Below are 24,970 nucleotides of genomic sequence, written 5' to 3'. Positions count from 1 at the left end.
TCCAGATTTTTAAACATCTTCTATGTTGACTCTTACGTTGCGTGATACTTTAAGATATAACCTACAGAGGTGATACAAATGAATGTAAAGCAGGTTTCACAGCTTGTCGGCGTAAGCATACGCACCCTCCATCATTATGATGAGATTGGTTTGCTTATTCCGGATCATGTAACAGAAGCTGGCTATAGACAGTATTCTGAAGAAAATTTGCAAACGCTGCAGCATATTTTGTTCTTTAAAGAGCTTGGCTTCAGCCTGAAGCAAATTCGCAGCATTTTGCAAAGCCCTGACTTCAACACCTTTGAAGCGCTTCAGCTCCAGCGACGCTCGCTGCTCGCGAAGCGAGAACAGCTAGAGGTGATGATTGCTACCATTGATCGAACAATCGCACATGTGAAAGGGGAAATACAGATGAGTACAGAAGAAAAATTTGCAGGATTAAAGTGGAATATTAATCCGTATGAGCAGGAAGCTCGTGAAAAATGGGGAGACCAAGCTGTGGACCAAAGCAAGCAGCGTCTCGGCAAGCTATCCCAGCAGCAAAAGGCTGAGCTTGAACAGCAGTGCAATGAAATTTATCAAGGACTGGCAGACCGCATCGGTACACCGGTTGACAGTGAAGAAACAATGGCTCTTGTGAAGCGCTGGTATGAGCTGCTTAACTCCAACTTTGGAACTTACAGCTATGACGCCTTTATCGGGCTAGGCCAATTGTATGTTCAGGATGAGCGTTTTACAGCCAACATTGACCAATATGGTCAAGGGCTGGCGCAATATATGAGTGAAGCAATGGCGTACTGGGGCAATTTGCAAAAGCAATAAGCAGTAGCTGCTACATGCAACCAACTTAAAATCATTTACAGTCGGCGACTGTAAAATAACCTAAGCACAAATAAGACGAGTGTGGAGCTAAGCAATCTTCCATACTCGTCTTATTTAATATCATGTCGACCGACTGTACAGTTTTACTTTGAGCCGACTACGCTGAAGCGTTGCTTAATATGCTTAGGCTCGACAATTTCATCAACGATGGCAATTGCGTAATCGCTATAGCTAATATAGCTTTCTTGCTGCTCATTAACAATCAACTGCTCTCCACCCAATGTATAAGAGCCTGAGCGGCGTCCTTCTGGATCAAAGAAGGCAGCCGGGCTTACAAATGTCCAGTTAATATCAGACGCCTTCAAATCCTCAAGATTGCGGCCTTGATTTTGTGCAGTAGGCAAATACAACGCTGGAAAATCCGGAGTATCCATTAAGCGGGTTGTCAGCTCGCTGTCCACATACAAGCTGCCAGCGCCACCAACAACGATTAAGCGTGTAGACAAGCCTGCAAAAATAGAAATCAAATGCTTGCCCAACTCAACATGCAAATGCTCAGCACCAGCAGGTGCGCCAAACGCATTAACAACTGCATCAAAAGCTGCAACATCCTCTGCCTGCAAGCTTGCAATCTCTTTCTCAATTACCGTTACTCCTTGTGTTTGAAGCTTGGAAGCATCACGAACAATCGCTGTCACCTCAAGCCCTCTCTGCAAAGCCTCCTCCACAATTTTTTCTCCTGCCTTGCCGGTTGCTCCAATTACTGCAATTTTCATAATCTGTTCCTCCTAATAAATTGTAATAATAAAAGTTACATTAGTGGTGAGAAAAAAAGATCGACTAGCTACAGCTAGATCCGATCTAATGCTAAATTGAGATGTCAGAAGGTCCAGTTTTTGAACTTCCCCTTCCAATGACAGTTCAAAAACGGGGCTTTCAGGACCAAGAAGATAGCATGAAGCTAGGGAATGAGGAGCGCAGCGTACGGTTTTGGTACGTGAGCACCGCAGGCTCCCGATGAATGCTATATTCGCCGTCGACTAATCTACGAAGCATCGCATCGTCATCAAAGTCCAGTTTTTGAACTTCCCCTTCAATGACAGTTCAAAAACGGGGCTTTCAGGACCAAGAAGATGGCGCGATACTAGAAAGTGAGGAGCGCAGCGTAGGCACTTGCTACGTGAGCACCGGAGCTTTCGGTAGCGCGACATATTCGACGCCGACTATGCTGCAACGCCTAACATCGTCATCAAAGCTCCGCTTTTTGAACCCCCGCTAAAAGCATCGCTAACGTCTTTTGCTTCATTTCCAGCTCCAGCTTCCCTTGCAGTTCGCCGTACATATTGTTCAAGCTATGCTCAATATTGCAGCCGACCGGACAGTCCATATTGCGGTCTTGATGAATGGCAAACAGCTCATGATTAGGAGCCACTGCTTTGTACACATCAAGCAACGTGATTTCACTTGGCTCGCGTGTCAACGTCATTCCTTTTAAGCCGCGCCCTGCCCGAATCAAGCCTGCTTTGTTCAAGCTGGACATTAGCCTGCGAATCACTACAGGGTTCGTGTTTACGCTGTTCGCGATCCAGTCTGAGGTTAGCTGCTCTTTATGCTCCGTAATTGCAATTAAGCTTAAAATATGAAGCGCAACTGACATCCGATGATTGACCATTTTTTCTCACTCCAATGTAATTATTATAGTTACATTTATTAAAAATTGCAACAGTTTATTAAAAAAGTTGTTGTTTGCTGCTGTCTGACCTGGATTAACGGTAAAGGTTACCGTTGCTCAGCTCCTCCAGTCCTTGGAGATCACGCAACACAATACCGCTATACTGCCGCTCAATCAAGCCCTGCTCAATAAATTTTTTCATAACCCGATTCAAATGACGGTAGCTGGTCCCAAGCAGCTCGGCAATTTCCGTCAGCTTCGTTGTTTCCAGCTCACCGCGCTTAAAATGCAAATACGGCTGATTTTGGGAAATGGACAGCAAATAGCTGGCAAATCTGCTTTCTACTGAAGTAAGCAAATTAACACTTGCAGACAAGGAGATCGTATTCAGCTTATGGCACACCTGATCAAGCAAATAGACAAGAAAGGTTGGGTTGTTCATTTCACGCTCCTGCAGCACGCGATGTGGAACAGCAATTAAGGTTGCCTCGCTAACAGCTTCAACTGTGCAATTGGCAAGCTCCTTATTGACCAGCTCGACATCTCCGATCATCGATACAGGGTAGCAGAATCGCAGCAGCAGCGAGCGTCCATTAGGCAGCGTCATGGAAATTTTAAGCTTGCCTTCCACGAGCACATACAGCATATTCAACTGATCGCCGCTTTGGATCAGCGTCTCGCCTGATTTAAGCCTATGAATAATCATTTGCGCACATGTCTGTTCATGAAATAAGCTTTGCAGCTCAAATTGCTCCAACCACTGTTCGATTTCTTGCTGCACCATAAAATGTCCCCCTCGGCTTTTCGGACATATGTCCTATTTCACATTGTTGTTATTCTTTATAATAGATCAGAAATATGAGAGAAACCTTAAAATCATCAGGTTCCAACAAAAGGAATGAACATCAGAACATGAACATTAAAGTAGTTGCCTTAACGATTTCGGCCTTTGTCGTCGGGCTAATCGAGCTTATTATTGGCGGCATCCTACCGCAAATCGCCGCAGACCTGCAAATTAGCATTACTAAAGCAGGCTTGCTCATTACCGTATTTTCTTTAATATTCGCATTGGCAGGACCGATTCTGTTTATCGTTACTTCAAAATTTGAGCGTAAAAAGATAATGCTTGCAGCTTTGGCTGTCTTTTTCGTCGGCACTTTGCTTTCCTTCTGGGGAGCCAGCTACGAAATGCTTATGCTCGCCCGTGTTATAAATGCTGCTTCAGGCTCGCTTATTGTTGTACTTGCTCTTACGCTTTCTGTCAAGGTTGTGCCGGAACGCTATATGGCACGCGCGATTGGCTTGGTATCGATGGGCATCAGCTCATCCATCGTAATCGGAATTCCGATTGGTGTCTTGATCAGTGATTATTGGAACTGGCGGATTATATTTTTATTCGCATCCGTACTGACGATTATCGCATTTTTCATTATTGTGGTCGGGATAGACCGGGTACCTGCCGGTAAAGCAATAACGATACGCGATCAGCTTCGCGCAATTAAGCGGATTAAAATTTTGTCCGCTCATGGGATGATGATGTTTGCCATAGGCGGTCACTATGTATTTTACGCTTACTTGTCTCCTTATTTGACGGAATTTTATGGCTTGGGTGCAGGAGAAATTAGTATCATTTACTTTATTTTCGGCTTTTCGGCGATTGCAGGTGGCTATATTGGCGGCATGCTGTCGGACAAGCTTAATCCGCGCAGAGCGATTATTGCAATTGTAACAACGTTTTTGCTCACCTTGCTGGCGATCTCATTTACGAGAGACAGCTTTGCCTTATTCGTCGTGCTGCTAGTTTTATGGGGCATTATGTCGTGGGCAGTTTCCCCTCCGGAGCAGGCTTACTTGATTGAGACCGACCCAGCTACTGCTGATATTCAGCAAAGCATTCACAACTCGGCACTGCAAATTGGCATTGCCGCAGGCTCTGGCATTGGCGGCTATATTATAGATAGCACCAATAATGTTGCCAATACAACATGGACTGCTGCTCTGCTAATGGCTTTTGCACTGCTGCTTGCTTTATTCTCGATTACACGTAAAAATACAGATAAGAATCATCAGGCTGTCAGCTGACAGTCTGGCGATCCTTATTACCAGGAAAGGATTCGTGTTCGTTATGAATAGGTTAAGCCAATCCTCTGAGCGGGCACAATTTGGGCAAGGGGTTAAAGACTGTCTGCCTACACTGCTTGGCTATGTTGGAATCGGTGGCGCATTCGGCATCGTTGGCTCTTCCGCGGGCTTGAGCCCACTTGAAATATCGCTGCTGTCCCTGCTTGTTTACGCTGGCTCGGCACAGTTTATCATATGTGCCCTGCTCGTTGTACATACACCTGTTTCTGTTATTATCGCTACTACCTTTATCGTAAACCTAAGGCATTTTTTAATGGCATTAACGATCGCTCCTGCATTTGCCGACTATTCGCTTAAGCGAAATATTAGTATTGGCGCGCTGCTAACCGACGAAACCTTTGGCGTCGCTGCAACCAAGCATGCTGGGCAGCCGAAGCTCAATGCCGATTGGATGACCGGGCTTAATTTGACAGCCTATCTATGCTGGCTATTATCCAGTCTTGCAGGTGCGGCGATTGGACAATGGATTCATAACCCGGATGCGCTTGGCATAGATTTTGCGCTGCCAGCGATGTTTGTCGCCTTGCTCATTCTTCAGCTGCAGCATAACCGCAGCAAACTGACGCATTATTTAGCTATCATGGGCTATACTGTGCTGTTTATGCTGCTCTACAGCTATGTTGTGCCTTCTCATCTTGCAGTGCTGCTGTCCACGATGACAGCTGCGACGATTGGAGTGATGACTTCGCGATGACTATTTCAACAACGATGCTGCTCATTATCATCGGCTGCTGTCTCGTTACGCTAATCCCGCGAATTGTGCCGTTTATTATCGTAAAACGGTTTGAGCTGCCTACTATTGTACGCAAATGGCTGGGCTATATTCCTATTTGCATCTTGACGGCACTCGTCGTGCAAGGTTTATGGACGATCGAAGCTGGCTACAAGCTTGTCGTAGACTGGCGCTATTTGCTGGCGCTTATTCCTACGACGATTGCAGCGATATGGACGCGCAGCCTGGCCCTCACTGTTATTGTAGGCGTGCTGGCTATGGCACTGCTGCGCCTGTGGCTGCCAGCACTGGGTGGCTAGCTGTAGAGAGTTATGGCTATGCTATGCGGCACTGCATAGTGAGGTTGCCGTACAATGTGATGCTTCACATGTGAGCTGCATATGAGCTGGATGTGCGTTGCCGCATTTAGTAGTTACTGTCCATTTATATAGTCGGAATAATTTGAGCATAGTCTGCTTGTCTGCCTGCCCTTAGCAGATGCAGGTTTTGCGCTTCACTCCCACACGATTCATCGCTTCTACTTTTTTAATGTAGTCTGTCGCAAGCGGCACCTTGCAGGCTGTGTTGCCTACATTGACATGCACCTTGCCGATCTGCTCGGCAGCTTGCTTCGCTTCCTCTGTTAATGCTGGCACATAGCTGCCTACCGCTATAACAAAGCCATTCATCGCATATCTGACGCGATTACGCTCCTCATGGATCTTCGTTTTCGCCTTCTGTAGCAGATCCCTTATTTCCTGCAAATTCAAGCTTTCATCAGGCGTGATCGACAAATAATTGGTATAGGTGCTCCAGCCGCAAACTGCAATCATCTCTTCAGGCGACTGCAGCCATTCTCTAGCCAGCTCCAAGGCATGTTCGCTTTCTGCAGCAGCACCAGCAACCGTATATTCCGCCAATGCATAGCAATTCGCTTGTTCAACCCATGCTTGCAGCATTTCCTTAGACAAGAGCTTTGGATTTACGGACAAACCAGTCAAATACATCGCATCATAAATTCCAGAGGCATATAAACGCAGCGCCAAATCCTGATCCTTCTTTACATGCTTGACCAGCTTCTTCAAATCGCCAGTCTTTACGCCAAACAATGGCTCCTTAGCTCCATGATTAATATATATCCTCTTGATCTGCTCTGATCCAAGCCCCTCAAGACTTTCCAGCAATTGTTCATACGTCATGCTTAACCTCTCCTTTCATCGCCGCTCTTATGCCAACGATACGATTAAATTGAACAAGAAAAGCCACTTTTCTAAAAAGTGACTTTTCAGCTATTTTCAAAATATGAATTCATTTATAATTCCCAATTAAAAACAAGCGCTATTAACGAACGACGTCGACCGTCGCAAGCAGCTCGCGAATTGCATGCGCTACACCGTGCTCCGTATTTTTCTTCGTCTGCAGCGGAATTAAATCCTTCAGCGCTTGCGGTGCATTGCCCATCACAATCCCTCTGCCTGCCATTTGCAGCATCGTCAAGTCATTAAAGCCGTCACCCATCGCCATAATTTCCGCAGGCTCTATACCGAGCGATGCGGCATATTGCATGACAGCATAGCCTTTGTTGCCACGCTCAGCATTAATCTCCAAGTTACCAAATGCTGAGGATGAGATGGCCAGCCCAGTAAGCTCGCGCACGCGCGCATCGCAGCGTTTAAAGCATTCTTCATCTTTCGTTAATGCAAATACTTTAAGAATGTCCAGCTGTTCATTTTCCAAATACGACTCAAATGAGTCGACAAATTGACAGCGCTCATTGCGAATTCGCTCCTCGCACATTCGCAGTATCGTATCCTGCCGTTCCTGCTGCGATAAATGCGACAGCTCGATTTCTCCATGGAAGTTCATAATGTCGACATAACGATCATAGCTCAAGCTGATCGCACCGATATCGGTCATCAGCTCAAAATACATATCTTCTTCTACTAAAATATTGTGAACGGCACGAACCTGCTGCTTGGTCAAAGGCTGACTAGCAATAAGTCTACCGTTGGCATCATGAGTTTGGGCCCCATTTAGGCTAATAACCGGGCAAGAAATGCCCGCTTCCTCAAGAATGACATTGACGTTCGTATACGGTCTGCCTGTAGCTATAACAAAATGAATGCCCGCTGCTTGTGCATCCAGCACGGCTTGACGATTTTCCTCGCTTATTCTCCAGTACTTGTTCAGTAGCGTTCCATCCATATCCGATGCAATTAATTTCATGCGGCATACCCTCCTCAAACTTTTCATGCTGCTACTTGCAATGATTTAGCCTCGCATGAAAAGTACTTCGAAAGCTTTTGCCCTATCTTTTCATGCTGCAAGACACTATCAACTTCCATTATAGCCTACTTTGCATACTAGGGGGGCCATTTACACAAATTTACTAGTCCGAGGACGCTGAGTCCAGCAGCTGCTAGACTCGATTCGTCAATGCAATAACCTGCAGCACATCAATGCGCTGCTTGGTTTCCTCATGATACAGCCATTTGTCACGAACATGATCAACAAACAGTACACCGTTCAGATGATCGATTTCGTGCTGCATGCAGCGCGCCAGGTAGCCTTCCGCATTTAGCGTAATGGTTTCTCCCGATCTCGTCAGCGTTGTCACCTTTACAAATTGCGCTCGCTTGACAATACCGGCATAGCCGGGAAAGGACAAGCAGGCCTCGGGGCCAAGCTGCTCCCCTTTTGCTTCCACTATTTCGGGATTGATCAGCTCAATTAGCCCGTCACCACAATCCATTACAACCAATCGGCGCAGCAAGCCGATTTGCGGTGCTGCCAAGCCGGCGCGGCCTTCACGCGCATACAACGTTTCAGCCATATCATCAAGCACCTTCAACGTTTTTGCATTCAGCTCCGTTACAGGCTTCGCTTTCTTTCGCAGGACTGGATCGCCAAACGGTAAAATTTGTTTAACAGTCATCTTAACCACCTTCACTTTCGATAAAATTCTCTTTCGATTTGAAATGAGCGCTGCAGCTGCTCCCAAAATAGACGTATCGCCGGCGTAATCAGTCTCTTCTTATGACGAATCGCAAATATATGACGCTCAGAGGACCACCGCGGAATCGGTCGAACGATAAGCGCCCCCTGCTGCACATCGCCTTTTATTGCGGTTTCGGATAAAATACCGTAGCCAAGCTGCTGCAGAACAGCTGCTTTCAGCGCCTCCGAGCCCGACACCTCAATCGCAACGTCCAGCTCGACCTGCTGCCGCTCGCACCAATTGTCAATCAATTGGCGGCTAATTGAGCCTTGCTCATGCGACACAATCGGGTATTGCGCCAAGCATGACGGCTGCCACTGCGAATCGCTCAATGTCGCGAAAGGGTGCTCAGGGTGAAAGACAACGACTAGATCATCCTTCGTCAATGGAACGGATACCAGTTCATCGTCTTCAATTGACGTTTCCGATATAATGCCGATATCCAGCTCATACGCCTTAATTTTGTCCATTATAAATGGCGCTGGCTTAACCTCAAGCAAAATCGCCAGCTGCGGGTGATGCCGCTTTAGCTCAGCAATGTACCTAGGCAGCATATAGGTAGCTGGCGTATGCGTGCTGCCAATGAGCAGGCGCGCCCGACGCATTTGCCGATGCTCATCCATCAATACATCAATTTCGTCTGACATAACCGCAATATGCTTTGCATAATGGTACAAGTCTTCCCCTGCCTCTGACAGCTTCAGCACATGATAGGATTTGCTTTGAAACAGCGCTACGCCAAGCTCCTGCTGCAGTTTATTCAAATGGAACGTCACAGTCGGCTGCGTAATCCCTAGTCTTTCGGCGACCAGATACAGCTTTTGCAGCTGCACCGTAAGCACGAACACCTTTAATTGCTGCAAATTCATCGCTTAACTCCTTCTTATCATTAATAATATCTATTATATCATCTATATCATTAATTATATTTAACTTTATGTTAACGCTCCATTGATATAAGCATAAAGCTCCAAGCTTACAATGATTCCAGTACCACAATCATCCTTATGAAAAAGAGGGATAAAACCGGGAGGGAATCATGAACAAATTTAAAATTAGAACGCTGGTGCTCTGCTTGCTCGTAAGTGTAGTAGCAGCAGGCTGTGGCAGCAACGCTTCACCTGCACATACGAGCAGCTCTCAGCAGCCTGCCAACACAGCAAGCAGCAACGAAAATACGGCTGCTCCAGCTCCAGGCGAAGCAGCTGACAAGGAACCAGTGGATACAGGAGAAAAAATTTACTTATACGGCAATGATTTCGTTGATATTGTTGGTCCGCTGTTTACAGAGCAGACTGGCTTTGAGATTGAAGCTGTTCACTATGGTGGAGGCGAAGCGCTAGCCAAAATCGAGGCAGAGCGTGGCAATCCGCAGTGGGATGTGCTGCTGATGGATGGACACGGCTCGATTCGCAGCTTGGCCGACCGCGATTTTTTACTGACAGGCTGGCAGCCGCCAGAGCTTGAGCAGCTATCCGAATATGGCGCTTCATTAGTGCCTGAGGATTATGCCTATTATCCAGTCGGGATTCATGCGGCAGCCGTTATTGCTTACAATACAGGGCTGGTCAGCGCGGAGGAAGCACCGCAAACCTGGGAGCAGTTTTTCGCATACGATGGTCCAGTTGGTCATGCCGATCCAGCTGTAGCAGCTCCTGCTTATCCACTCGTCTCTGCCTTTTTTCATAAATGGGGCGTAGAGGAAACGAAAGCGATGTATGAGCAGCGCATGAAGGACGGACTTAATGTTTACCCGAAAAATGGTCCTGTCGGACAAGCTTTGCTTAGCGGCGAAATTCATGTAGCAGCGCTGCAGGAGCACAATGCTTACAGCTTAAAGGAAGCTGGCGAGCCAATTGAAGTGATTTGGCCGGATGAGGGCGCGCCAGGCAGCCTGCGCGTAGTCGCAATAAGCAAGCAAACAAAAAATGAAGCAGCCGCTAAAGCGTTTGTATCGTTTATGATGCAGCCAGAGACCCAGCAAATGCTTGCATCGCTCGATTCAAGCGACAGCTACTTCACGCCGTTGGCTGAGGGCGTCAAGATGCGGGAAGAGCGCCGTCAGGACGGCAGCTTCATGCTGCCGGATGCACAGTGGGCGTCCGAGCATGAACTGGACATTAAAACATGGTTCGCTGACCAAAATGTGCAATAGGAGCAGGCAAAGCTATGACACGAAATGCTAGTGAAGCTCGCTGGGGAGGGGGAGTCACCCTCCTCCTTGCTGTTTTTATATTTTTACCGCTGCTCGCTGTGCTGCTGAATGCACTGCTGCCGGGATTGTTTTTCGGAGAGCTGCAATTTAATAAAATTACGATTCTGGGCGAGCTGTTCCATCGTCCGCTATGGCGGCAATCGCTGTGGAATTCCGTCACGCTGGCGGGTGGCGCTGCTACGCTCGGCACATTAATAGGCGGTGCGCTGGCATGGCTGCGCTCGCAGTGGGATTTTTCAGCAGGACGCTTGCTCGACGCAGCAGTTTGGGTGCTGCTGATCGTTCCATCCTTTATGATCGCACAAGGCTGGGTGCTGTTTGCAGGAGCTGGCGGCATCGCTAATCAATCGCTTGGTATGCCGTGGATTACTTCATTTATTTTTACGCCAGCAGGCTTGACCTTTGTAATGGCGCTTAGCAAATTTCCGCTTGCATATCTGGCAATATTGGCAGCGACCGAGTGGAATGTACGCCAATTCGCTCAAGCCGCCAGACTTTGCGGAGCTAAGCCATTTACAGTGTGGCGCACCGTTTATTTGCCTCTGTCTGCGCCATCGATTATCGCTGGCTGGACGCTGGTGTTTATGGATACAGTAGGCGATTTTGGACTGCCGGCTGCGCTTTCCACCGTCTACAAGTTTCCGACCTTGCCGTATTCGATTTACAGCGCGCTTTATCAATCACCAGTACGCTTTGATATGGCTGGCGTGCTTGCACTCTATCTCGTTGCGCTGCTGGCAATTGCGATGGCTATTCTAATCGCTGCGCTACGGCGCTCCCGCTTCGACTTTTTAAATGCGCGTGCGGTGCAAACGGTAAAAAAACGCCCGCGCAAAGCCTGGCTTATCAATAGCGGCGTTTGTGCGTTTCTGCTTTTATCTGCGGGCGTGCCGCTGCTGACGAGTGTCGCCGTCTCCTTTATGGAGCGAATGGGCAACGGCCTCGTCTGGAGCAATCTTTCGCTGCACCATTATAAAGAGGTGCTGTTCGGCACAGATGGCGACCATCGTCTGCTCAGCTTCTGGCACGGTCTGCTGCACTCGCTGCTTATTGCTGTAATCGCTGCAGTAATTAGCATGGTTATCGGGTTTATCGTCGCTTATGTGATCACGTTTACGGAGTCGCGCTTCAAATCGTATTTGCAGCTGTTCTCGATATTGTCGCTGGCCGTTCCTGGGGTAGTGCTTGGCATCGGCTACATTTTCATTTGGAATCAAAAATGGCTTGAGCCGATCGGCTTGCATTTGTACGGTAAGCCTGCGCTCTTAGTAATAGCCGCAGTCGCAGGGGCAATTCCTTATGCGGTCAGAGTGCAGCTTGGCTCCTTTGCCAATCTGTCCAGCACGATGCTGAAGGCTGCTGCTGTGCAAGGCGCGAGCATTGGAGTCAGAATGCGCGAAATCGTGCTGCCACTGGCCCGCCAATCGATCCTGATTGCCAGCCTCGCGGCAATGGGAACGAGCGTATTTGACTTGGCGCTGTCGTCGATGCTGCAGCCGCCTAATTTTGTATTGATGCCGTTAGTTATTGACCGGGCATTTGAATTTGCTAATTACGGCTATGCGACAGCCGCTACCGTTATAAGCGGATTGGCGGTGATCGCCGTTATTTTAACGGTGCAGACGGCAGGCAAACGGCTATTCGGCAAATTAGATCGCCAACAAGGAGGAACTGAATAATGAACGCAATATTGTCCTTGCGAGAGGTTAGCAAATCTTTTGACAAAACGCCCGTGCTGCATCCGCTCTCGTTCGACTTACAACCAGGAGAGCGCATCTGTATTCTAGGTCCTTCCGGCTGCGGCAAATCTACCCTGCTGCAAATTGTAGCCGGACTGACGCAAGCTAGCGGCGGAGGTGTATTTATTGACGGGAAGCCTGTTGAGCAAGGCTCATTGTACGTACCGCCGGAAAAAAGACCGATTAATATGGTGTTCCAGGACTATGCGTTGTGGCCGCATATGACGGTGCGGCAAAACATGGCCTACGGCCTGCGCAGACAAAAAATAAGCAAACAGGAAATGAATGCGCGACTCGGGCGCCTGCAGGAACTGCTGCGGCTCAATGGCTTACTGGATCGACGTCCATCCGAGCTGTCTGGCGGACAGCAGCAGCGCGTTGGCATTGCGCGCGCCCTTGCAACTGAGCCCGCTATACTGCTAATGGACGAGCCGCTGTCCAATCTCGATATTAAGCTGCGCACCGACATGCGCAATGAGCTGGCCGCCTTGCTTGGACAGCTGTCTATTGCAACACTGTATGTCACGCATGATATGATGGAGGCTTTTGCAATCGCTGACCGCATTCTCGTATTGCGGGACGGAGCGATCGACCAGCTTGCCGAGCCTCATCAGCTTTTTGAGCGCCCCGCTTCACCATGGGTTGCCCAGCTTATGGGCTATCACAACCGTCTCGACGCGGTTGTTTGGCCTAACGAATCAAATGCCGCGGACTCGGCAGTACAATTGGCAGAAGCCAATATAGCCGGAATTTGCAGCAAGCTGCCAGCCCAATCAGCAGCAGGCAAGCAAGGCACAATTATGCTGCACCCGGAGTCGATCACAGTGCTTGACGAAGGTGAACCATTTTCGTGGGCATCAGGTGTGTATCTTGCTGAACAAGTCGCATCCTATGCTGGCACGGAAGCAATGAAGCGTGGAGAACGCTATAATCTGCTTGCAGCGGAAGTGCAGCAAGCGATTTACGAGGGCGTCCGCTGGCGCTTAATTGTAAAACTAAAAGATGGACAGCTTGTCCATACGCTCCACGAACGCCATTGTCCCGAGGGGGGGAGGGTGGGGCTGCTATTTCCCGCAGAAAGAACCATGATCTATTTGAAGGTAGTTTAAAAAGCATGACTTTGATGACGATGCGATTGCGTTGTAGCGTAGTCGACGGCGAATCTTGAACGCTAGCGAAAATTCCGGTGCTCACGTAGCTCTGCTCTACGCTGCGCTCCTCATTTTCTACTAGCGTCCAAGCTTCTTGGTCCTGAAAGCCAAGCTTTTTAAACCTCGATTGAAGAGGTTGTTCAAAACTCCGACTTTGATGACGATGTGGTTGCGTTGTAGCGTATTCGACGGCGAATATGTCACGCTACCGAAGGCTCCGGTGCTCACGTAGCTTTTGCCTACGCTGCGCTCCTCGCCTTCTAGTATCGTGCCATCTTCTTGGTCCTGAAAGCCGAAGTTTTGAACTTCGATTGGAAGTGGTAGTTTAAAAAGCATGACTTTGATGACGATGCGATTGCGTTGTAGCGTAGTCGACGGCGAATCTTGAACGCTAGCGAAAATTCCGGTGCTCACGTAGCTCTTCTCTACGCTGCGCTCCTCATTTTCTACTAGCGTCCAAGCTTCTTGGTCCTGAAAGCCAAGCTTTTTAAACCTCGATTGAAGAGGTTGTTCAAAACTCCGACTTTGATGACGATGCACCGCTTCGCGGCGGATTCGACGGCGAATATGTCACGCTACCGAAGGCTCCGGTGCTCACGTAGCTCTTCTCTACGCTGCGCTCCTCATTTTCTACTAGCGTCCAAGCTTCTTGGTCCTGCACTCAAAAAGCTACAGCGAAGGAGCAAAGCATCCGAAAAACGATAGTGGGTCGCCTTTAACATCGTAATGCAACCTTAAAAAATATAATAAAAGCATTACGATTTAAAAAGCGACTGGAGGATGCTTTGCTCCGAAGCGCTGAAAAACGATAGTGGGTCGCCTTTAACATCGTAATGCTACCTTAAAAAATATAATAAAAGCATTACGATTTAAAAAGCGACTGGAGGACTGCTTGCTACGAAGCGCTGACTTAATAATTAAGGTGTTGAATAACTTTAATGGGAAGAATATTGGCGGTATCGGATGTGCATGGCCATGGGCCGCTGCTGCTGCAGCTGCTGCGGGCGGCGCATTATGATGCCGAATGCGACCGACTTTATATATTAGGTGACTGGGTTAATAAAGGACCTGATTCATTAGGTACATTAAATATCGTACAGCAGTTAATTTCACGTGGCGCGCTCGGTATCTTGGGCAATAATGAGCGCAAATGGCTCGATGAAATTCCGACTGATCTCGGACTTGCCGAGCAGGAGCAAGTTGAAATTCAGCATTGGCTGGCCGAGCTGCCTTTATGGGCCGAGGATGGCGAATATTTATTCGTGCATGCGGGCTTGCGTCCTGGCATCCCGCTGGAACGGCAAACAGCAACAGATTTGACGGAAATAAGAGGAGAGTTTTTTAACTCGCCGCCGCTTGAGGCTTATACCGTAGTGTTTGGTCATACCCCAACCTTCCGCTTGGGTGCCTCCGCTGGACGGATATGGCTTGGCCCAGGCAAAATTGGAGTGGATACAGGCGCTGGTCATGGCAGCTGCTTAAGCCTCGTTGATTTAACGAACCGCTGCCAATATGCAATCGACGTTGCAGCTCCGAACCAAGTCCACTGTTACACAGACTGGTAAACCTTAATTGCTGTTCAACTCAGCTGTTCATCAGGCGTTCACCTGCTCATCCTCTTGAGTAGACTGAGCGCCTGTCCCTTCCTTCTTTCACCCGATTATAAAATTTAATTTGCAGGCAGCTATCATTTTGCGAATTTGCCATAAATAAGTTTGCTACAAATAACATATCCTATAATTAGCAATATAAAATGCACCATTGACTGATGCCTGCTCGCACAATGCTTGCACAAGCCAAGCAGCTGCTCTGCAACAAAAATCACTCACTGCTTTATCAAAATTTGAGGATTCTGCGAAATAATTTTAATTATTTGCCACAATATCGAGAAATTTGACACAAGTATAGAGACGATTTCAACATATTAGGCTATAATAGAGGTAACAGCTTAGGCCAGTTGTGATTGCAGCCATAGCCACACTTGTTTCCTCGCCAAGCAAATGAAGCTTCATTTGCTGGTTTTGTTATGAGTAGGGGTTGGTGCTAATCGATGTTTTCACTGCTTATTCATTTTTAATGAAGCAAGATGACCATTTCATTTCAATATAGGTGAAATTTATCACAATACAGAAATGCTGATATGTGGTATGGTATGGTTATACACTCATGATTGGCTTGACGATAATAAAACCTTTTGATCGAAATCTTCGAGCTTGAGGTCGTTTATCGCCAAATAGAGCACCTGTTTTCTCTGATCGAGGTGCATTCTGTTTTGGTTCAAATCGGCTAAAGAAGTTTTATTTAAAGGAGACCTGGATATGTCAGAAACAAACACTCAAACGCAATCTGCAGTAACTCCGGATCAACAAGCTTTGCTTGAGAAGCTGGCTAACCCGGAAGTACAGGCATCACTAAACACGTTAGTGGATCAGCTGCCACAACTGACCGAGTTAGTGAATACTTTAACAAAGTCCTACGCATTTACGAAGCAGCTTGCTACTGACGAAGTATTCAAAAGTGACATCGTGCATGCAACAACTGAAATTGTTGGACCCGTTATTGAAGGCGCAAGAACGATTGCTCTTAACGCTGTAGAAGCAAAGGATCGTGCAGAGAAAAGCTCTGAGGTGATCGGTTTGTTCGGCTTGATGAAAATGCTGAAGGACCCTCAAGCACAGAAGCTTTTCCGCTTTATGAGCGCTTATCTTGAAGTTTGCAACGAGCGTTCCAACCAAAAATAATTGAAATCATTTAAAGTATGGACGGAGGACTAGCTATGTCTAAACATATTGTCATTTTGGGTGCAGGTTATGGCGGCGTGCTTGCTGCACAATCTGTTCGTAAATATATGGACAAAAATCAAGCAAAGGTTACAGTCGTTAACCAATTTCCAACTCATCAAATTATTACTGAGCTTCATCGCCTTGCAGGCGGCACAATCAACGAAGAAGCGGTTGCCATTCCTTTGAAAACATTGTTCAAGGGCTACGATGTTAATTTGAAAATCGCAAAAGTAGCTTCCTTCTCTGTTGACAATAAAGAAGTTAAGCTATCTGATGGCACTACTCTTACGTATGACGCACTTGTTGTATCGCTTGGCAGCCAAACAGGCTACTTCGGCATCCCTGGACTTGAAGAAAACAGCATGGTGCTGAAATCGGTTGACGATGCGAATAAAATCAACAAGCATATTGAGGATCGCATTAAAGCTTACGCGCAATCGAAAAATGAAGCTGACGCAACGATTGTTATCGGCGGTGGCGGCTTGACTGGTGTAGAGCTTGTCGGCGAAATCGTAGACAACTTCCCGCAAATCGCGAAAAAATATGGCGTACCGTTCCATGAGCTAAAAATTAAGCTGATTGAAGCTGGTCCTAAAATTTTGCCAGTGCTTCCAGATCCATTGATCGAACGTGCTGCTGAAAGCTTGAGCAAGCGCGGCGTAGAATTTATTACAGGTGTGCCTGTTACAGGCGTTGTTGGCAACAAAATTGAGCTTAAAACAGGCGAAACTATTGAAGCCAACACATTCGTATGGACGGGCGGCGTAGCTGCATTGCCTATCGTAGCTGATTCCGGCCTGGAATGCGATCGCGGTAAAGCAGCTGTAAATGAATTCCTGCAATCCAAATCCCATGCTGACGTATTTGTAGTTGGAGATGCGGCTTTGGCATTCCCTGAAGAAGGCGGCCGTCCTTACGCGCCAACAGCTCAAAACGCTTGGCAAATGGGCGAGCTTGCAGGCTATAATTTATATGCTTATTTCAACGGCAAGGAGATGGAAAAGTTCAGCCCAGTCAACTCTGGCACACTTGCATCTTTAGGCCGTAAAGACGCTGTAGCAACAGTAGGCGCAAGCAACACTTCGCTTAAAGGATTGCCTGCTACCTTGATGAAGGAAGCTAGTAACATTCGTTACCTTTCTCACATCAAATCTATGCGTACTGTGCTTCACACAAGACTGTAGTAATCTGACATCCGTTGATGTTTAACCTGCAGCCATCATGTCGCGGACGACATGGTGGCTGCTTTCATTATATATCGGGCAATAGGAGCTTATGATCGTGACACAAAAACAATGGTCTGCAGGCTTAATGTCTGCTTTAATGACTTGCACTGGCGGAACAATTCTGGTCGTACACAGCGCCGCCCAATTAGGTATGAATGAGCGGCAAATGCTATCCTGGATGTTTGTTTCTTATACACTTGCAGGCTTGTTTAATTTATTGCTAGCCTGGCGCTACAAGCTGCCAATCGCTGGCGCGCATTCACTAACAGCGATCGCTTTTTTAAGCACCGTTTCCGTGCAGCTTACTTTACCGCAAATTGTAGGCAGCTTTATCATGGCGGGAGCTATCGTCGCAATCCTTGGATTAACACGCGTGTTCAATGTTATATTCAAGCATATTCCTCGTCCCGTTATTGATGCGATGCTGGCAGGTATAATAGCCCATTATATACTAGAGCTCGTACCTGCTTTTCAAGCCAACCCACTGGTGGGACTGCTTGCGCTCATTGGATTTTTCTTAATTCCGAAATATTTCAAGGCGTTGCCGCCTATATTCGGCGTCATTGTGCTGGGCTTGATCGGTTTAATGATTACCTATTCGTTTCCGGCAGTCGATCCGCTTCGCTATCAGCTGCCGCTTGTGACGATACCTGAATTCACCTGGCAGGGCTTTATATCGCTAGCAGTGCCAATTAGCGTGCTAGTATTAAGCAACGATATTGCAGTAGCACTTGCTGCGCTAGGCAAAAATGGCTATCCGGCTCCTGTCAACCGCATCATTACGTACTCAGGACTTGCCTCAATGTTTGGCGGTCTATTTAACGGGCATACGATCAATATTGGCGGCATGATGACAACGATGTGCAGCAGCGAAGAAGCTGGCGCGAAGCAAAAGCGCTATCGGGCTGCAATACTGTCCAGCCTGCTTTGCGTCATTTTTGGCATTTTTGCCTGGCTGGTCGTGCCTTATGTTACGATATTGCCGAGCTATTTTATAGCGATGATTATCGGCTACTCGCTGCTGGGCATATTTTTAAACAGTATGAATGCGGCTTTTGGCAATAAGCAGTATCGCTTTTCCGTGTTGTTTGCTTTCGTAATCTCCGCTGCAGGCATTACGATGCTAGGCATATCCGCTGCGCTATGGTCATTAATAGTCGGAACGTTAATCGCAAGGCTGCTCAAGGAGCATACGAGCCAAGATGTAAGAACACAAGCGTTGGAGGATGAACAGGAGAAGGATTCGGCACACGCGCAAGCGAAGTCAGACTATGATATAGGAGGGTGATTACTTGATGAACGATGCATTGGAGCAGTTAACAGAAGCGATCGCGGAAGCAAAACAAATTACGGTGCTGTCTGGAGCTGGCATCAGCACGGCAAGCGGCATCCCCGATTTTCGCTCTGCGAACGGCATTTACGCCAAGCTCGACAATGTTGAATATTTATTGTCTGAGACTTACTTCCATAAGCAGCCGAAGCAATTTTGGCTTAGCTTTAAGGACATCTTTCAGCTGCAGCACGCCGATGACTATAAGCCGAACGAAGCGCATCATGTGCTGGCCGAGTTGGAAAGGCTGGGCAAACAGGTGACAATCGTTACGCAAAATGTGGACGGACTTCATCGCAAGGCGGGCAGCAAGCATATTTTAGAGGTACATGGCACACTTGATCATGCTTTTTGTCCAAAATGCGGCGGGCGTTATCCGCTCGCTTATGTAATGGAGCAGCCCGTGCCCCGCTGCGAGCTTGATCAATTTATTTTGAAGCCGGAAGTGGTGCTGTTCGGCGGCAGAGTGCAGCATTTGGAGGAGGCATATGAGGCAGCCGCGCATTGTGATCTGTTCATGACGCTTGGCTCCTCGCTTGAGGTCTATCCCGTGAAAGAGCTGCCCTACTATGCAGCGCGTGCAAAACGACCCGTAACCGCAATTGTCAATTTGCAGCCGACCTCTCAGGATGATTTATTCGACATCGTCATTCATGCTGAGCTCGTTTCGGTGTTTACCAAGCTGCGCGAGCGGCTTAAGCCAAGTCTGTCCTGACAGGCTTGGCTTATTTTTTGGCATAGGCGAGCAGGGCAATCGCAGCACGTTCTCTTCTGTCAGCGTCGTTACTTCGCAGTGCCTGCTTCAAAATCTCAATTGCTTCTTTAATTGTTTCCGCATCGACCACTATCGTTTCTGCTACAGCATCGGAGCTGTCAACAGTTGGCTCGTTCAGCATTTTTTCAAAGCTTTCCAAGGAAACGGATGCCGTAAATTTTGCGATCGATTGCTGCGCAGCCATTAATGGCTCCAGCGGCTTAACTGCCATTATCGCATCTAGCTCAAGCGGTTTAAGCCAGGTTACGCCTCTGCGGTGAAGTCGAGGCGGCAGTTTATGATTCGCTGTCTGTTCGTCCAGCATTGGTTCGACAAAATAATAGTCGCCCAAATCCCCCAAATAAGCTCGTTCCCCATCCGTCGCAATGAGCAGGTCCTCATCCTGCATTTCATAGAGAAAGAAACGAAGCTCTGCATTGCCATCTGCCTGCTTATAGGATGCGCATAGCTGCTCCCAAGCAATATACTCTACATCCTCTTTAAGCCATGGCAAATCTATACTAATATAGTTTTCCTGCAAAAATTCATCCAACAGCTCTGCCGAAGTGCGGAAGCGAAATAACTGCATATTGATCCTCCTGCCAAATGAGTGCTTGTTTTAACTTGCGTTTTTTGATCAACCTTACGTTGTATGCAAAAAACCAGCTTCCAGCCTGTACAGCCGGATGCTGGCTTGCTGCCCTTATATCCGTTCATTCCCCGAAGCGTCACGTTCTGCTTGGTCAAGCATCGATGCTCTAAGTTCCAGTAATTGCTCTTCAGACAGCTTCGTAATTTTGCTGATGAGCGATAGTTCCATTCCTTCCCTTAACATACTTGTCGCTATTCTTCGATTTTCTTGCTCGGCGCCTTCTTTCAGTCCTGCTCTTCTCGCATCGTCCATTAAGCTTGCCCGATCATGCAGCATTTTCTCACGCATTGCATAACGCCGTCGTGTTTCCTCATCGCTAGCCAAATACGCTAAGCGAGCTTCTGCTTCTCTAATAACATCATCCACCTTTATCAACTCCTCCAATTGTTCTTTTGAAGTATTCTGTTCCAAAAACCGCAGCCATCTGTGCAATGGATCTGATATGTTAAATGGCTGACTGCGAAATTTCGGACATTCGACAAAATGCAGCTCCAATATATCTGTCAGCATATAATGCCTTTCCTGATCCTCATATAAATGAAACGTTGTATGATAGCTTTCAAGCTCAATATACGTATGGTCCAAAATGTTAATACCTATTGAACGCTTTAATTGATTATAGGGTTGGCCATTTCGCAAGGAGTCAGTCATCAGTTTGCCGACATAGAACAAACTTCGCAAATCCATATCTTCAAAGCGACGAATCTGCATTTCTACATTAACAAGCTCTTGGTGATCGACTTCACATACAATGTCCAATACAGCTTCTTTCTCAATTTCAAATTCTCGCGACACTTTCGTATCCTCAACCAGCGCAACATTCGTAATTTCCCTTTTTCCGTCACGCCGCAGTACGGCATTGAGTAAGCCAAGCAGTAAATGCTTGCCCTCCTCTTCCCCAAACAATCGTTTAAACAAAAAATCATTTTTCGGATTAAGCCTCATTTCTCTTCCTCCTATTGTACCATAATTCGAAAATTCCATTAGTCTGCACAGAATGAAGTTCACGATAATCAGGGCAAATTTTTTGCCCCGGAAAACAAAAAAACACGCACGATCTCTTTTCCAGGATTAGAAAAGAAGATTGTGCGTGCTTCGCAATGTATTAGCTCCATTATAACATATTGCTACACTTTGATCAGCTTTCATGTGCATAATTAAACGATAACTTCATTATGTTATCCACTTATCCACAAGATATCTTACACTTATGCACATATCCCTATTATTTATACACATGACACCAATGTTTATTCACAAATAAACAGCTAGTTACGCACAAACTGTGCACATCTCTGTGGATGAATTAAGTATCATTCCCTAACACAGCCACTCCAAACAACATGAAATGCCCTATTCTTTCGTTTCTGACGTGCAGTTACTCCGCCTCAGGTCCAGTTCTTCCCTGCCTAAAGACCAGGTTCATTTACCGCCCGCGGACCGTTACCAGCGCCTCCAATCTCCTCTACAATAAAGACATGAAGAAAACAAGCAGATGCTTCGGATATATTTTACACCTGCAAGGGAGCAAAGCTTAGACGAATACCAATATATTTAGGAGGAAATGAAAATGAAAAAATTATTTCGCTCAACAACAGATAGAAAAATTTCGGGACTATGCGGTGGAATTGGCGAAATGCTAAATATTGATCCAACCTTAATTCGTGTACTGTTTGTTATTTTCGCTTTCTGCAGCTTCGGCGCCATGCTGTTCATCTACATTGTTTCATCGATTTTCGTACCAAAATCGCCTTATAGCAGCATGAACTATAACCATTACCATTACTAAAATTCAAGAAAACCTTACACAAATTTGATTTAGAGAGAGGGAACAGATTATGGGAATTTTAAGACGAATTGTGAGTATGACAAAAGCGGCAGCAAATGAAATGTTGGATAAAATGGAAAACCCGGCAATGATGATGAATCAATACTTAAGAGATTTGGAAGAGCAAATCGCTCAGGCTGAGCAAGCGGTTGTCGAGCAGCAAACACAAGAGCGCATTTTGCAAGCCAAGCTGGATGACAACAATGTCCAAATTGCTCATTATGAAGAAAAGGCCGAGCAGGCTGCTCTGGAAGGTCGCGAAAGAGATGCGCGCGCAGCTCTTGAAGCGAAGCTGCTCTACCAGGAGCAATATGATCAAAACGTAAAGCTTCAGCAAATGGCAGCTCAAGCAATTGTTGAGCTTAAGCAGCGAATTGAAGCAATGAAGGAAGAGCAAGCACAGCTGCAAAACAAACGTTCAGAGCTTATGACACGCTTGCAGCAAACAGGCGGAAGCAAAGGCTACCCATTTGCAAGCAACCTGCAGGCTAACTCGGCTACGCAAGGCTTCAACCGGATCGAGCAAAAGATTATGGAATGGGAAGCCCAGCAGGAGGTTTATGCAAGCAACTATGGCTATAAAACGCCTACTACTGGCTATGCGGAGCAGCAGCAAGAGCTGCGCAATGCTTACGTAGACGAGGAGCTGCAGCGTCTCATGCAAAAGCAATCCTCCAAGAGCAGCGAACAGAGCTAATGAGACGGATTCACACGAGGAAGTTGCCTAGAAAGTCATTGAAAACTGACAATCTAAGCAGCTCCTTTTTTTGTTGAAACTGCTGTAAAACAGCTGCGTATCATGTAATATGTACCATATAAGGAGGAGATTATAACGTATGTCCTTGTTCAAACGAATGTTTGCCAGCATGGGTGTTGGCTCTGCTAAAGTAGACCTGATGCTATATCAGGATACAATCCAGGCTGGAGGAATGGTTAACGGCGTTGTCCGTATCGCTGGCGGTCAAGTAGCACAGCAAATTGATGATGTTTATGCTTATGTGATGACCAAATACATAAGAGAGCGGAATGACGCGAAGATGCTAGAAAATGGCGTCGTAGCAAAGTTTTTGCTTGCTGGCAAATTTAATTTGGAAGCTCGTCAGGTTCACGAATTCCCGGTATCCTTTCAGCTGCCAGCAATAACGCCAGCAACAATGGAAAGAACGCCAGTATGGATTCAAACAGGCCTTGATATTAATAATGCTATCGATCCGACAGACCAGGATTATATTAAGGTATTGCCTCACCCTCACTCCTCCGTCGTGCTGCAAGCTGTTAATCGGCTTGGCTTCCGCCTGCGTGAGGTTTCTTGTGAATACGCACCGCGCTACGCCAGAGGCGGAATGTCTTTCGTGCAAGAATTTGAATTTGTTCCTACTACGAATTACCGCAATCAGCTCGATGAGCTGGAAATTATATTCTACCCCGATGAGCGAGGCGTTGAGCTGCTGCTGCAAATCGATCGCAAATCACGCGGCTTTTTCGGAGCATTGGCTGAAGCGATGGACGTCGATGAATCATTCGTACATGTGCGCTTTGAACAGCAGCATCTTGCGCAAGGTGTTGACTATATTGCAAGTGAGCTGAACAACTTCATTTTCAGATACGTTTAATACTATGCTTATTACGCGGCGGCTAGCGATCTAGCCGCCGCTTCATATTAAGCAAAGCTACTCAAACCGCTTATTAATGACTGTATAAATTCTGCCCCATATAAGCGGAGCAAAAATAATGCCAATAGGCAGCAGATCAATTAGATGTATAGCCAACAAAAACAGCATAGTCAAAATAGATGTTAAAATATATTTTTTATGCTTCATTGTCAGATCTCCCGAACAAGCAAATTTCCTAAAATTCAAACTATCACGTACTATAATAATATAAGATACGTTTAGAAAAATTTACATTTTATAATGTGACGCGATATTTTACTCTTACTTGCATGTACTGAAAGGAGTCTGCGGATAACGATGAGCAAAAGATATGTCAATTTGGATGGCTCTACCAATGCTAAATCCTTCTCGCAAATGCGCCAATGGCAAAAGGAACGGCGCTCAAAGAAAAAAGACTTTTCGTTTTCAGTTCCCCGCGTTGAACCCGATCTTGCGTTTCTTGCCAGCAATCGCAAGCAATCTGCCGTTACCTTTATTGGTCATTCGACCTTTCTTGTACAGCTTGGCGGACTGAACATCGTCACTGATCCTGTATGGGCAACAACGATGGGCCTAGGAAAAAGATTAACGCCTCCAGGCGTTCCGATTGAGCAAATGCCGCCAATTGATGTCGTCGTATTATCCCATGCCCATTATGATCATCTTCATCTTGGCAGCTTGCGACGGTTGCCAGGCGATTTTACGATGCTTGTTCCTGAAGGCCTGGGAGGATGGATGAAACGCAAAGGCTTTCCACGGGTAGAGGAGTTTTCATGGTGGACAGAAAAACGCATTGGCGAGGTCACCTTCGGCTTTGTTCCGGCCAAGCATTGGACAAGACGTACGCCGTGGGATATGAATACGTCGCACTGGGGAGGCTGGGTGATGCAGCACGAACAGGACTGCTTGTATTTTGCCGGCGATAGCGGCTACGATGAGCTGTTTCTCGAGATCGGCAAGCGCTATAAGCAAATATCCGTTGCTCTGCTGCCAATTGGAGCCTATGAGCCGGAGTGGTTTATGCGCGACTCGCATATGTCGCCAGAGGAAGCGGTGCAGACATTTCTCGATATTAAGGCGAAAACCTTTGTGCCAATGCATTATGATGCCTTCCATCTTGCTGATGATACCCCTAAAGAAGCGCTCGATCGCCTGCTCGCTGAATGGCAGCGTCGCGAGCTGCCAGCTGAGCGGCTTTGGACGATGGAGCTTGGTCGGACGCATATTTGGCAGGGGTAGGGAGTCTGGAGTTAGGTTCAGTTGCGTTCTGTTCAGACAAAGCTTTATAGTAGAA

The 24,970-nt window shown here is 46.9% G+C and carries 27 protein-coding genes; 16 read left to right on the top strand and 11 right to left on the bottom strand.

Annotation, left to right across the window (positions count from 1 at the left end; genetic code table 11):
• Positions 1–72: 72 nt before the first annotated feature.
• Complete coding sequence (locus tag KJS52_RS20900; RefSeq protein WP_213519317.1) at positions 73–822, top strand: MerR family transcriptional regulator; 750 nt, start codon at positions 73–75, stop codon at positions 820–822.
• Positions 823–965: 143 nt separating this feature from the next.
• Here KJS52_RS20900 and KJS52_RS20895 read toward each other — a convergent pair whose 3' ends face one another.
• The 3 genes from KJS52_RS20895 to KJS52_RS20885 all read right to left on the bottom strand — a co-directional run bounded on the left by KJS52_RS20895 (position 966) and on the right by KJS52_RS20885 (position 3,278).
• Positions 966–1,598: an NAD(P)-dependent oxidoreductase gene (locus KJS52_RS20895; RefSeq protein WP_213519168.1), complete on the bottom strand. Its 633-nt coding sequence runs from the start codon at positions 1,596–1,598 to the stop codon at positions 966–968.
• Positions 1,599–2,071: 473 nt separating this feature from the next.
• Positions 2,072–2,494: an Rrf2 family transcriptional regulator gene (locus KJS52_RS20890; RefSeq protein WP_213519166.1), complete on the bottom strand. Its 423-nt coding sequence runs from the start codon at positions 2,492–2,494 to the stop codon at positions 2,072–2,074.
• Between the two features lie 94 nt (positions 2,495–2,588).
• Positions 2,589–3,278, bottom strand: a complete 690-nt coding sequence (locus tag KJS52_RS20885) for a Crp/Fnr family transcriptional regulator (protein WP_213519164.1) — start codon at positions 3,276–3,278, stop codon at positions 2,589–2,591.
• A gap of 128 nt (positions 3,279–3,406) precedes the next feature.
• Here KJS52_RS20885 and KJS52_RS20880 point away from each other — a divergent pair, with 128 nt between their 5' ends.
• Genes KJS52_RS20880 through KJS52_RS20870 form a run of 3 tightly spaced genes read left to right on the top strand, consistent with a single transcriptional unit; the run spans position 3,407 to position 5,668 of the window.
• Positions 3,407–4,576, top strand: coding sequence for an MFS transporter (locus KJS52_RS20880; protein WP_213519157.1), 1,170 nt, complete (start codon positions 3,407–3,409; stop codon positions 4,574–4,576).
• A 43-nt stretch (positions 4,577–4,619) separates the two neighbouring features.
• Positions 4,620–5,330, top strand: coding sequence for an AzlC family ABC transporter permease (locus tag KJS52_RS20875; RefSeq protein ID WP_213519155.1), 711 nt, complete (start codon positions 4,620–4,622; stop codon positions 5,328–5,330).
• The gene (locus KJS52_RS20870; protein WP_213519154.1) at positions 5,327–5,668 is read left to right on the top strand and encodes an AzlD domain-containing protein; all 342 of its coding nucleotides are present in this window, start codon (positions 5,327–5,329) and stop codon (positions 5,666–5,668) included. Before KJS52_RS20875 ends, KJS52_RS20870 begins: the two co-directional genes overlap by 4 nt.
• Before the next feature lie 171 nt (positions 5,669–5,839).
• On the opposite strand, the gene KJS52_RS20865 is transcribed toward KJS52_RS20870, so the two are convergent.
• The 4 genes from KJS52_RS20865 to KJS52_RS20850 all read right to left on the bottom strand — a co-directional run bounded on the left by KJS52_RS20865 (position 5,840) and on the right by KJS52_RS20850 (position 9,215).
• A complete protein-coding gene (locus tag KJS52_RS20865; RefSeq protein ID WP_213519152.1) occupies positions 5,840–6,547 on the bottom strand; it encodes a DNA alkylation repair protein in 708 nt (235 codons plus the stop codon).
• Between the two features lie 142 nt (positions 6,548–6,689).
• Entirely contained in the window at positions 6,690–7,574 is an 885-nt protein-coding gene (locus tag KJS52_RS20860) for a Cof-type HAD-IIB family hydrolase (RefSeq protein WP_213519150.1), read from the bottom strand.
• Between the two features lie 193 nt (positions 7,575–7,767).
• Positions 7,768–8,283: a peptide deformylase gene (gene def / locus KJS52_RS20855; RefSeq protein ID WP_213519148.1), complete on the bottom strand. Its 516-nt coding sequence runs from the start codon at positions 8,281–8,283 to the stop codon at positions 7,768–7,770.
• A gap of 11 nt (positions 8,284–8,294) precedes the next feature.
• The gene (locus KJS52_RS20850) at positions 8,295–9,215 is read right to left on the bottom strand and encodes a LysR family transcriptional regulator (RefSeq protein WP_213519146.1); all 921 of its coding nucleotides are present in this window, start codon (positions 9,213–9,215) and stop codon (positions 8,295–8,297) included.
• A 170-nt stretch (positions 9,216–9,385) separates the two neighbouring features.
• On the opposite strand from KJS52_RS20850, the gene KJS52_RS20845 reads away from it, so the two are divergent.
• From KJS52_RS20845 to KJS52_RS20835, 3 genes are read left to right on the top strand one after another with little or no spacing between them, the layout of a single operon-like run.
• On the top strand, positions 9,386–10,501 hold the full coding sequence (locus KJS52_RS20845) for an extracellular solute-binding protein (RefSeq protein WP_213519144.1): 1,116 nt from the start codon (positions 9,386–9,388) through the stop codon (positions 10,499–10,501).
• A gap of 14 nt (positions 10,502–10,515) precedes the next feature.
• Positions 10,516–12,240 (top strand): ABC transporter permease, encoded by a 1,725-nt coding sequence (locus tag KJS52_RS20840; RefSeq protein ID WP_213519142.1) that lies wholly within the window; start codon positions 10,516–10,518, stop codon positions 12,238–12,240.
• Positions 12,240–13,409 carry an ABC transporter ATP-binding protein gene (locus KJS52_RS20835; protein WP_213519140.1) on the top strand — a complete coding sequence of 390 codons (1,170 nt, stop codon included), beginning with the start codon at positions 12,240–12,242 and terminating at the stop codon, positions 13,407–13,409. The genes KJS52_RS20840 and KJS52_RS20835 overlap by 1 nt, the downstream gene beginning before the upstream one ends.
• A gap of 120 nt (positions 13,410–13,529) precedes the next feature.
• Here KJS52_RS20835 and KJS52_RS20830 read toward each other — a convergent pair whose 3' ends face one another.
• Positions 13,530–13,991, bottom strand: coding sequence for a hypothetical protein (locus KJS52_RS20830; protein ID WP_213519138.1), 462 nt, complete (start codon positions 13,989–13,991; stop codon positions 13,530–13,532).
• Between the two features lie 398 nt (positions 13,992–14,389).
• Here KJS52_RS20830 and KJS52_RS20825 point away from each other — a divergent pair, with 398 nt between their 5' ends.
• From KJS52_RS20825 to KJS52_RS20805, 5 genes are all read left to right on the top strand, one after another.
• Positions 14,390–15,016: a metallophosphoesterase gene (locus KJS52_RS20825; RefSeq protein ID WP_246563831.1), complete on the top strand. Its 627-nt coding sequence runs from the start codon at positions 14,390–14,392 to the stop codon at positions 15,014–15,016.
• Positions 15,017–15,769: 753 nt separating this feature from the next.
• Positions 15,770–16,192, top strand: coding sequence for a helical membrane plugin domain-containing protein (locus KJS52_RS20820; RefSeq protein ID WP_213519136.1), 423 nt, complete (start codon positions 15,770–15,772; stop codon positions 16,190–16,192).
• A 35-nt stretch (positions 16,193–16,227) separates the two neighbouring features.
• The gene (locus KJS52_RS20815; protein WP_213519134.1) at positions 16,228–17,418 is read left to right on the top strand and encodes an NAD(P)/FAD-dependent oxidoreductase; all 1,191 of its coding nucleotides are present in this window, start codon (positions 16,228–16,230) and stop codon (positions 17,416–17,418) included.
• A 97-nt stretch (positions 17,419–17,515) separates the two neighbouring features.
• A complete protein-coding gene (locus tag KJS52_RS20810) occupies positions 17,516–18,748 on the top strand; it encodes a benzoate/H(+) symporter BenE family transporter (protein ID WP_213519132.1) in 1,233 nt (410 codons plus the stop codon).
• A 7-nt stretch (positions 18,749–18,755) separates the two neighbouring features.
• Complete coding sequence (locus KJS52_RS20805; RefSeq protein ID WP_213519130.1) at positions 18,756–19,505, top strand: NAD-dependent protein deacylase; 750 nt, start codon at positions 18,756–18,758, stop codon at positions 19,503–19,505.
• 10 nt (positions 19,506–19,515) lie between these two features.
• Here the strand turns inward: KJS52_RS20805 and KJS52_RS20800 are convergent, their stop codons facing one another.
• Entirely contained in the window at positions 19,516–20,133 is a 618-nt protein-coding gene (locus tag KJS52_RS20800; RefSeq protein WP_213519123.1) for a hypothetical protein, read from the bottom strand.
• Between the two features lie 114 nt (positions 20,134–20,247).
• Positions 20,248–21,141 carry an Rpn family recombination-promoting nuclease/putative transposase gene (locus KJS52_RS20795; protein ID WP_213519121.1) on the bottom strand — a complete coding sequence of 298 codons (894 nt, stop codon included), beginning with the start codon at positions 21,139–21,141 and terminating at the stop codon, positions 20,248–20,250.
• A gap of 625 nt (positions 21,142–21,766) precedes the next feature.
• On the opposite strand from KJS52_RS20795, the gene KJS52_RS20790 reads away from it, so the two are divergent.
• From KJS52_RS20790 to KJS52_RS20780, 3 genes are all read left to right on the top strand, one after another.
• Positions 21,767–21,985, top strand: a complete 219-nt coding sequence (locus tag KJS52_RS20790) for a PspC domain-containing protein (protein ID WP_213519119.1) — start codon at positions 21,767–21,769, stop codon at positions 21,983–21,985.
• A 49-nt stretch (positions 21,986–22,034) separates the two neighbouring features.
• Positions 22,035–22,721: a PspA/IM30 family protein gene (locus tag KJS52_RS20785; protein WP_281425666.1), complete on the top strand. Its 687-nt coding sequence runs from the start codon at positions 22,035–22,037 to the stop codon at positions 22,719–22,721.
• Positions 22,722–22,860: 139 nt separating this feature from the next.
• On the top strand, positions 22,861–23,637 hold the full coding sequence (locus KJS52_RS20780; protein WP_246563829.1) for a sporulation protein: 777 nt from the start codon (positions 22,861–22,863) through the stop codon (positions 23,635–23,637).
• 57 nt (positions 23,638–23,694) lie between these two features.
• Here KJS52_RS20780 and KJS52_RS20775 read toward each other — a convergent pair whose 3' ends face one another.
• Positions 23,695–23,844, bottom strand: a complete 150-nt coding sequence (locus KJS52_RS20775; RefSeq protein WP_213519115.1) for a hypothetical protein — start codon at positions 23,842–23,844, stop codon at positions 23,695–23,697.
• Positions 23,845–23,994: 150 nt separating this feature from the next.
• Between KJS52_RS20775 and KJS52_RS20770 the strand changes: the two genes are divergently transcribed.
• Positions 23,995–24,915, top strand: a complete 921-nt coding sequence (locus KJS52_RS20770; RefSeq protein ID WP_213519113.1) for an MBL fold metallo-hydrolase — start codon at positions 23,995–23,997, stop codon at positions 24,913–24,915.
• Positions 24,916–24,970: the final 55 nt, after the last annotated feature.

It is taken from the genome of Paenibacillus montaniterrae, assembly GCF_018403185.1.
GTDB lineage: Bacteria > Bacillota > Bacilli > Paenibacillales > Paenibacillaceae > Pristimantibacillus > Pristimantibacillus montaniterrae.
This window is presented reverse-complemented; position numbering and strand designations above follow the sequence as displayed.

What these genes read in the sequence shown, in the direction of transcription:
- KJS52_RS20895 (WP_213519168.1), bottom strand. Translation starts at nt 1,598, where the DNA reads ATGAAAATTGCAGTAATTGGAGCAACCGGCAAGGCAGGAGAAAAAATT.
- KJS52_RS20890 (WP_213519166.1), bottom strand. Translation starts at nt 2,494, where the DNA reads ATGGTCAATCATCGGATGTCAGTTGCGCTTCATATTTTAAGCTTAATT.
- KJS52_RS20885 (WP_213519164.1), bottom strand. Translation starts at nt 3,278, where the DNA reads ATGGTGCAGCAAGAAATCGAACAGTGGTTGGAGCAATTTGAGCTGCAA.
- KJS52_RS20880 (WP_213519157.1), top strand. Translation starts at nt 3,407, where the DNA reads ATGAACATTAAAGTAGTTGCCTTAACGATTTCGGCCTTTGTCGTCGGG.
- KJS52_RS20875 (WP_213519155.1), top strand. Translation starts at nt 4,620, where the DNA reads ATGAATAGGTTAAGCCAATCCTCTGAGCGGGCACAATTTGGGCAAGGG.
- KJS52_RS20870 (WP_213519154.1), top strand. Translation starts at nt 5,327, where the DNA reads ATGACTATTTCAACAACGATGCTGCTCATTATCATCGGCTGCTGTCTC.
- KJS52_RS20865 (WP_213519152.1), bottom strand. Translation starts at nt 6,547, where the DNA reads ATGACGTATGAACAATTGCTGGAAAGTCTTGAGGGGCTTGGATCAGAG.
- KJS52_RS20860 (WP_213519150.1), bottom strand. Translation starts at nt 7,574, where the DNA reads ATGAAATTAATTGCATCGGATATGGATGGAACGCTACTGAACAAGTAC.
- def (WP_213519148.1), bottom strand. Translation starts at nt 8,283, where the DNA reads ATGACTGTTAAACAAATTTTACCGTTTGGCGATCCAGTCCTGCGAAAG.
- KJS52_RS20850 (WP_213519146.1), bottom strand. Translation starts at nt 9,215, where the DNA reads ATGAATTTGCAGCAATTAAAGGTGTTCGTGCTTACGGTGCAGCTGCAA.
- KJS52_RS20845 (WP_213519144.1), top strand. Translation starts at nt 9,386, where the DNA reads ATGAACAAATTTAAAATTAGAACGCTGGTGCTCTGCTTGCTCGTAAGT.
- KJS52_RS20840 (WP_213519142.1), top strand. Translation starts at nt 10,516, where the DNA reads ATGACACGAAATGCTAGTGAAGCTCGCTGGGGAGGGGGAGTCACCCTC.
- KJS52_RS20835 (WP_213519140.1), top strand. Translation starts at nt 12,240, where the DNA reads ATGAACGCAATATTGTCCTTGCGAGAGGTTAGCAAATCTTTTGACAAA.
- KJS52_RS20825 (WP_246563831.1), top strand. Translation starts at nt 14,390, where the DNA reads ATGGGAAGAATATTGGCGGTATCGGATGTGCATGGCCATGGGCCGCTG.
- KJS52_RS20820 (WP_213519136.1), top strand. Translation starts at nt 15,770, where the DNA reads ATGTCAGAAACAAACACTCAAACGCAATCTGCAGTAACTCCGGATCAA.
- KJS52_RS20815 (WP_213519134.1), top strand. Translation starts at nt 16,228, where the DNA reads ATGTCTAAACATATTGTCATTTTGGGTGCAGGTTATGGCGGCGTGCTT.
- KJS52_RS20805 (WP_213519130.1), top strand. Translation starts at nt 18,756, where the DNA reads ATGAACGATGCATTGGAGCAGTTAACAGAAGCGATCGCGGAAGCAAAA.
- KJS52_RS20800 (WP_213519123.1), bottom strand. Translation starts at nt 20,133, where the DNA reads ATGCAGTTATTTCGCTTCCGCACTTCGGCAGAGCTGTTGGATGAATTT.
- KJS52_RS20795 (WP_213519121.1), bottom strand. Translation starts at nt 21,141, where the DNA reads ATGAGGCTTAATCCGAAAAATGATTTTTTGTTTAAACGATTGTTTGGG.
- KJS52_RS20790 (WP_213519119.1), top strand. Translation starts at nt 21,767, where the DNA reads ATGAAAAAATTATTTCGCTCAACAACAGATAGAAAAATTTCGGGACTA.
- KJS52_RS20785 (WP_281425666.1), top strand. Translation starts at nt 22,035, where the DNA reads ATGGGAATTTTAAGACGAATTGTGAGTATGACAAAAGCGGCAGCAAAT.
- KJS52_RS20780 (WP_246563829.1), top strand. Translation starts at nt 22,861, where the DNA reads ATGTCCTTGTTCAAACGAATGTTTGCCAGCATGGGTGTTGGCTCTGCT.
- KJS52_RS20775 (WP_213519115.1), bottom strand. Translation starts at nt 23,844, where the DNA reads ATGAAGCATAAAAAATATATTTTAACATCTATTTTGACTATGCTGTTT.
- KJS52_RS20770 (WP_213519113.1), top strand. Translation starts at nt 23,995, where the DNA reads ATGAGCAAAAGATATGTCAATTTGGATGGCTCTACCAATGCTAAATCC.